The following is a 4,532-nucleotide window of genomic DNA, read 5'->3' on the forward strand; positions in this document are numbered from 1 at the left end:
AGGGCTCCAAGTCCAAGGCGAAGGCCGAGGAGCAGGGCCTGCGCGTGGTGACGCCCGCCGAGGCCGCCGCCGAGGCCGACGTCATCATGATCCTGGTGCCGGACCCGATCCAGGCCCAGGTCTACGAGGAGTCCATCAAGGACAACCTGAAGGACGGTGACGCGCTGTTCTTCGGCCATGGCCTGAACATCCGCTTCGACTTCATCAACCCCCCGGCCGGCGTCGACGTCTGCATGGTCGCCCCCAAGGGCCCGGGGCACCTGGTGCGCCGTCAGTACGAGGAGGGCCGCGGCGTTCCCTGCATCGCGGCCGTCGAGCAGGACGCCACGGGCAAGGCCTTCCCGCTGACCCTTTCCTACGCCAAGGGCATCGGCGGCACGCGCGCGGGCGTCATCAAGACGACGTTCACCGAGGAGACCGAGACCGACCTGTTCGGTGAGCAGGCCGTGCTGTGCGGTGGCACGACGGCGCTGGTGAAGGCCGGCTTCGAGACGCTGACCGAGGCCGGCTACCAGCCGGAGATCGCGTACTTCGAGTGCCTGCACGAGCTGAAGCTGATCGTGGACCTCATGTACGAGGGCGGCCTGGAGAAGATGCGCTGGAGCGTCTCCGAGACCGCCGAGTGGGGCGACTACATCACCGGCCCGCGCATCATCACCGACGCCACCAAGGCCGAGATGAAGCAGATCCTGGCCGAGATCCAGGACGGCAGCTTCGCCCAGCAGTGGATGGACGAGTACCACGGCGGCCTGAAGAAGTACAACGAGTACAAGCAGCAGGACGCCGAGTCCCTGCTGGAGACCACGGGCAAGCAGCTCCGCAAGCTCATGTCGTGGGTCAACGAGGAGTAAGCGCTCCGCTGGAAGTGCCGCCGCGATGCGCCGTCGTTTCGGTGCGGCGCCGTCGTGGCTGGTCGCGCAGTTCCCCGCGCCCCTGCGGGGCGCTGCCGACTTTGCCCCACCCCGCTCACGGCCAGATCCGACGACGCCGGGGCGGGGCAGCTTCGGCTGCCCACATCGGGATCATCTTCATTAACCGTGTGTTCATGTTGAGTACTCATTGCGTTCAGAGACGGCCTTCATCGGTCTCTCATTTCTTACCGGTTCCTTACAGGGAGGGGGTTGATCGCCAACTATCTGAAGGGGAGTCATGGCTGGCTGGCTGAAGCGCCGCCGTCCGGGCGACGGCGGCACCGGAGGCGACAAGGCGCCCACGACGGCGGGAGGATCACCGCCGACGGTCGCGGACGAAGAAGTGCTGCGGGTGGCCAGCAGACTCCATGCCTTCAACCGGTACGAGCTGAAGTACCTGGTGCCGGTGGAGGAGGCGGCGCAGATCCGCGACGAGCTGGGCGAGCGGATGGACCGTGATCTGCACAGCCCGGTCGGCGGCTACGGCGTGTGGAGCCTGTACTACGACACACCTCAACTCCGCTTCTACTGGGAGAAGATCGAGGGCCTGAAGTTCCGCCGCAAACTGCGCATCCGCCACTACGGAGACCTGGACGGCGTCACCGACGACTCCCCGGTCTGCGTGGAGATCAAGCAGCGGGTCAACCGGGTCACCCAGAAGCGGCGCATCACCCTGCCGTACGCCACCGCCCGCCAACTCTGCGACGAGCGGCGGCTGATCGAGCACTCCGCGAAGGAGCGGGCGTTCGTCGAAGAGGTCCTGGAACTGGTGGTCAGGCTCAACCTCCAGCCCACCGCCATCACCGGCTACCAGCGCGAGGCGCTGGTGGGCCGCGACCAGGACCTGGGGCTGCGCGTCACCTTCGACCGCCGCATCCGCGGCCGGGACCGGGACTTCCACTTCGGCACGGCGAACCCCGAGAACCGCTTCATCATCCCGCCGCGCATGACGGTGATGGAGGTGAAGGTGAACGAGCGCACCCCCTACTGGATCACCGACCTGGCGGCCAAGCGCAACCTGAGCCTGATCCGGGTCTCCAAGTACGTCCAGAGCATCGAGGCGTTCGGCCTGGCCCCCAGGTCCGTCTTCCACGTCCGGGACGAGGACCCGCTCCCGGCGCACGTCGGCATTCCCACCCCCGCGTCCCCGACTTCCCCCACGTCCCCCACGGCACATCGCACCACGGAGGCACTCCACTCGTGAATCTCGACCTTCAGGACCTGAGCGGCACGTTCAGCGTCACCGACATCGTGCTCGCCATGACCCTGTCCTTCGTGCTCTCCACGATGATCGGTTACGTCTATCGGGCCACGCACAAGAACGTCTCCTACAGCCAGTCGTACGTCCAGACGCTGGTCATCGTCGGCATGATCGTCGCGCTGATCATGCTGGTCGTCGGCTCCAACCTGGCCCGCGCCTTCTCCCTGGTCGGCGCGCTGTCCGTGGTCCGCTTCCGCAACGCGGTCAAGGAGACACGGGACGTCGGCTTCATCTTCCTGGCGATGGCCATCGGCATGGCCTGCGGCGCCCGCTTCTACACTCTGGCCGCGGTCGGCGGTGTCGTGATCACCCTGGTCATCCTGGCGATGAGCAAGTTCGACTGGTTCGCCCTCAACGTCCAGCGTCAGGTCGTCAAGGTCCAGGTCCCCGCGGGCGAGGACTACACCCACGCGATCCAGGACGTACTCCTGCGCCACACCGACGAGTTCGAGCTGGTCTCGACCGAGTCCATCCGCGGCGGAACCCTGACGGAGGTCTTCTACACCGTCCGGATCAAGAAGGGGCATGAGCCCGGTGAGCTGGTCGCCGCCCTTCAGGAACGCACCATGGGGCAGCGCGTGACCGTGCTGACCGGTTACGACCAGACGGACCTCTGATGGCGGCCCCCCGCAAGCGGCTGGTGCACCGCGTTCCGCTGCGGCTGCGCCACCACTGGAAGCCGGCCGGTCTGCTGGCCGCGGGGATGGCCGTCCTGCTGATCTTCTTCGGGGACGTGCGCGTCACACCGTTCGTGACCAGTGCCTCCACGGCGGACGCGGACGAGATCACCGAGAACATCGCGGGAGCGGTCGACCTGTTCGACGCGTCTCAGGCGCACTCGATCCAACTCGACTACAGCCAGACCGACTTCGACGACATGATGGAGAAGTACCAGGACGAGGGCGAGAAGGAGTACATCGAGGCCGACCTCACCGTCGACGGCGTGTACCTGAACGACGTCGGCATCCGCCTCAAGGGCAACTCCACGCTCCAGAGCCTCCGCAGCGGCGGCCAGGGCGGCGGCGGCCCTCAGGCCGGCCCCCAGGGCCAGGAGGGCCAGCAGCAAGGCCAGCAACAAGGCCGGCAGGGCGGCGGGATGATGGGAGGCGGTGGTGGCGGAGCAGGAGGCGGCGGCGGTATGACGCAGTTCAACCTCTCCGCCTCCAAGCCCGAGGAACTGCCCTGGCTCATCAGCATCGACGAGTATGTCGAGGGCCGCGCCTACCAGGGCCACCGCGAACTCTCGCTGCGCCCCGGCGTGGACGAGGCCCTGCCGCTGAACGAGGCGCTGTCGCTGTCCCTCATGGAGAAGTCCGGCCAGACGGCTGAGGAGTTCACCTTCACCGCCATGAGGGTCAACGACCGCCCGGCGGTGACCCGGCTCATGGTCGAGAACCCGAGCAAGGACTTCGTCGACTCGGAGATCGCGACCCAGGGCGTGGCGTACAAGGCCCGCGCGGGCGGCAGCTTCGCCTACGTGGGCGACGATCCCACCGAGTACGAGACGTCCTTCAAGCAGCTCAACATGAAGGGCAGCCAGGACCTCTCACCGGTGATGAAGCTCCTGAAGTGGATCGACCAGGCGTCGGACGAGGAGTTCGCCGAGGACCTCGACAGGTACGTCGACGTGGACTCCTTCGCGGAGTACGTGGCGACGCAGAACCTGATCCTCAACTTCGACGACATGGCCGGACCGGGCAGCAACTACGTGCTCTGGTACGACCTCGGCACCGAGAAGTTCTCCGTCCTGGGCTGGGACTTCAACCTGACGTTCAGCGGCACGGTCACCACCGGGCCCGACGACAGCACGAGCATGGGCGGCGGCCCAGGCGGAGGCGGAGGCGGCGGGATGGGGCCCGGTGCGGCCCAGGGAACCGAGGAAGGGGCACAGGAAGGAACCCAGCAAGGCGCACCGCAAGGCGAGGACGCCGGTGGACAAGCCGCCGGGCAGGGCGGACCGGGCGGCGGAGGTGGCGGCGGCAGGGGCGGCAACGTCCTCAAGGAGCGCTTCCTCGCGGCGGACGCCTTCGACTCCTCGTACTACGCCGCGTACAAGAAGCTGTACCAGCAGTTCTACGGCTCCGGGTACGCGATCGACGCGCTGGACACCCTCGCCGCGCAGGCGAAGAAGGCCGGCGCGGACGAAGCGGGCGTCTCCAGCACGGCGAAATCCTTGAGCGGCACGGTCACCACACGCACGAAGAGCCTGGCGAGCAACCAGGTGATCACGGGCTGACCAGGAGCATCGTGACGTGGACACGACGGCGGGCATCCCGCTGGGCGAGCTGCCCGAGGACGCGCGCGCCTGGCAGGTGGGCGTGGACCAGCTGGCCGCCGAGGACACCGAGGTCGCCGAGTAC

At 67.4% G+C, this 4,532-nt stretch carries 4 protein-coding genes; all 4 read left to right on the forward strand.

Going from position 1 to position 4,532, the window contains the following annotated elements; all coding sequences use genetic code 11:
• Positions 1-851: ketol-acid reductoisomerase (gene ilvC, locus ACWCPF_RS45200; protein WP_451050991.1), on the forward strand; the 851-nt coding region annotated here is incomplete at its 5' end.
• 412 nt (positions 852-1,263) lie between these two features.
• Positions 1,264-2,115: a VTC domain-containing protein gene (locus tag ACWCPF_RS45205; protein ID WP_451050994.1), complete on the forward strand. Its 852-nt coding sequence runs from the start codon at positions 1,264-1,266 to the stop codon at positions 2,113-2,115.
• Positions 2,112-2,789, forward strand: coding sequence for a DUF4956 domain-containing protein (locus ACWCPF_RS45210; RefSeq protein WP_451050992.1), 678 nt, complete (start codon positions 2,112-2,114; stop codon positions 2,787-2,789). Before ACWCPF_RS45205 ends, ACWCPF_RS45210 begins: the two co-directional genes overlap by 4 nt.
• Positions 2,789-4,408 carry a CotH kinase family protein gene (locus ACWCPF_RS45215; protein WP_451050993.1) on the forward strand — a complete coding sequence of 540 codons (1,620 nt, stop codon included), beginning with the start codon at positions 2,789-2,791 and terminating at the stop codon, positions 4,406-4,408. Before ACWCPF_RS45210 ends, ACWCPF_RS45215 begins: the two co-directional genes overlap by 1 nt.
• The last annotated feature ends 124 nt before the right edge of the window (positions 4,409-4,532 follow it).

This window comes from Streptomyces sp. NPDC001858 (genome assembly GCF_053594615.1).

What these genes read in the sequence shown, in the direction of transcription:
- ACWCPF_RS45215 (WP_451050993.1), top strand. Translation starts at nt 2,789, where the DNA reads ATGGCGGCCCCCCGCAAGCGGCTGGTGCACCGCGTTCCGCTGCGGCTG.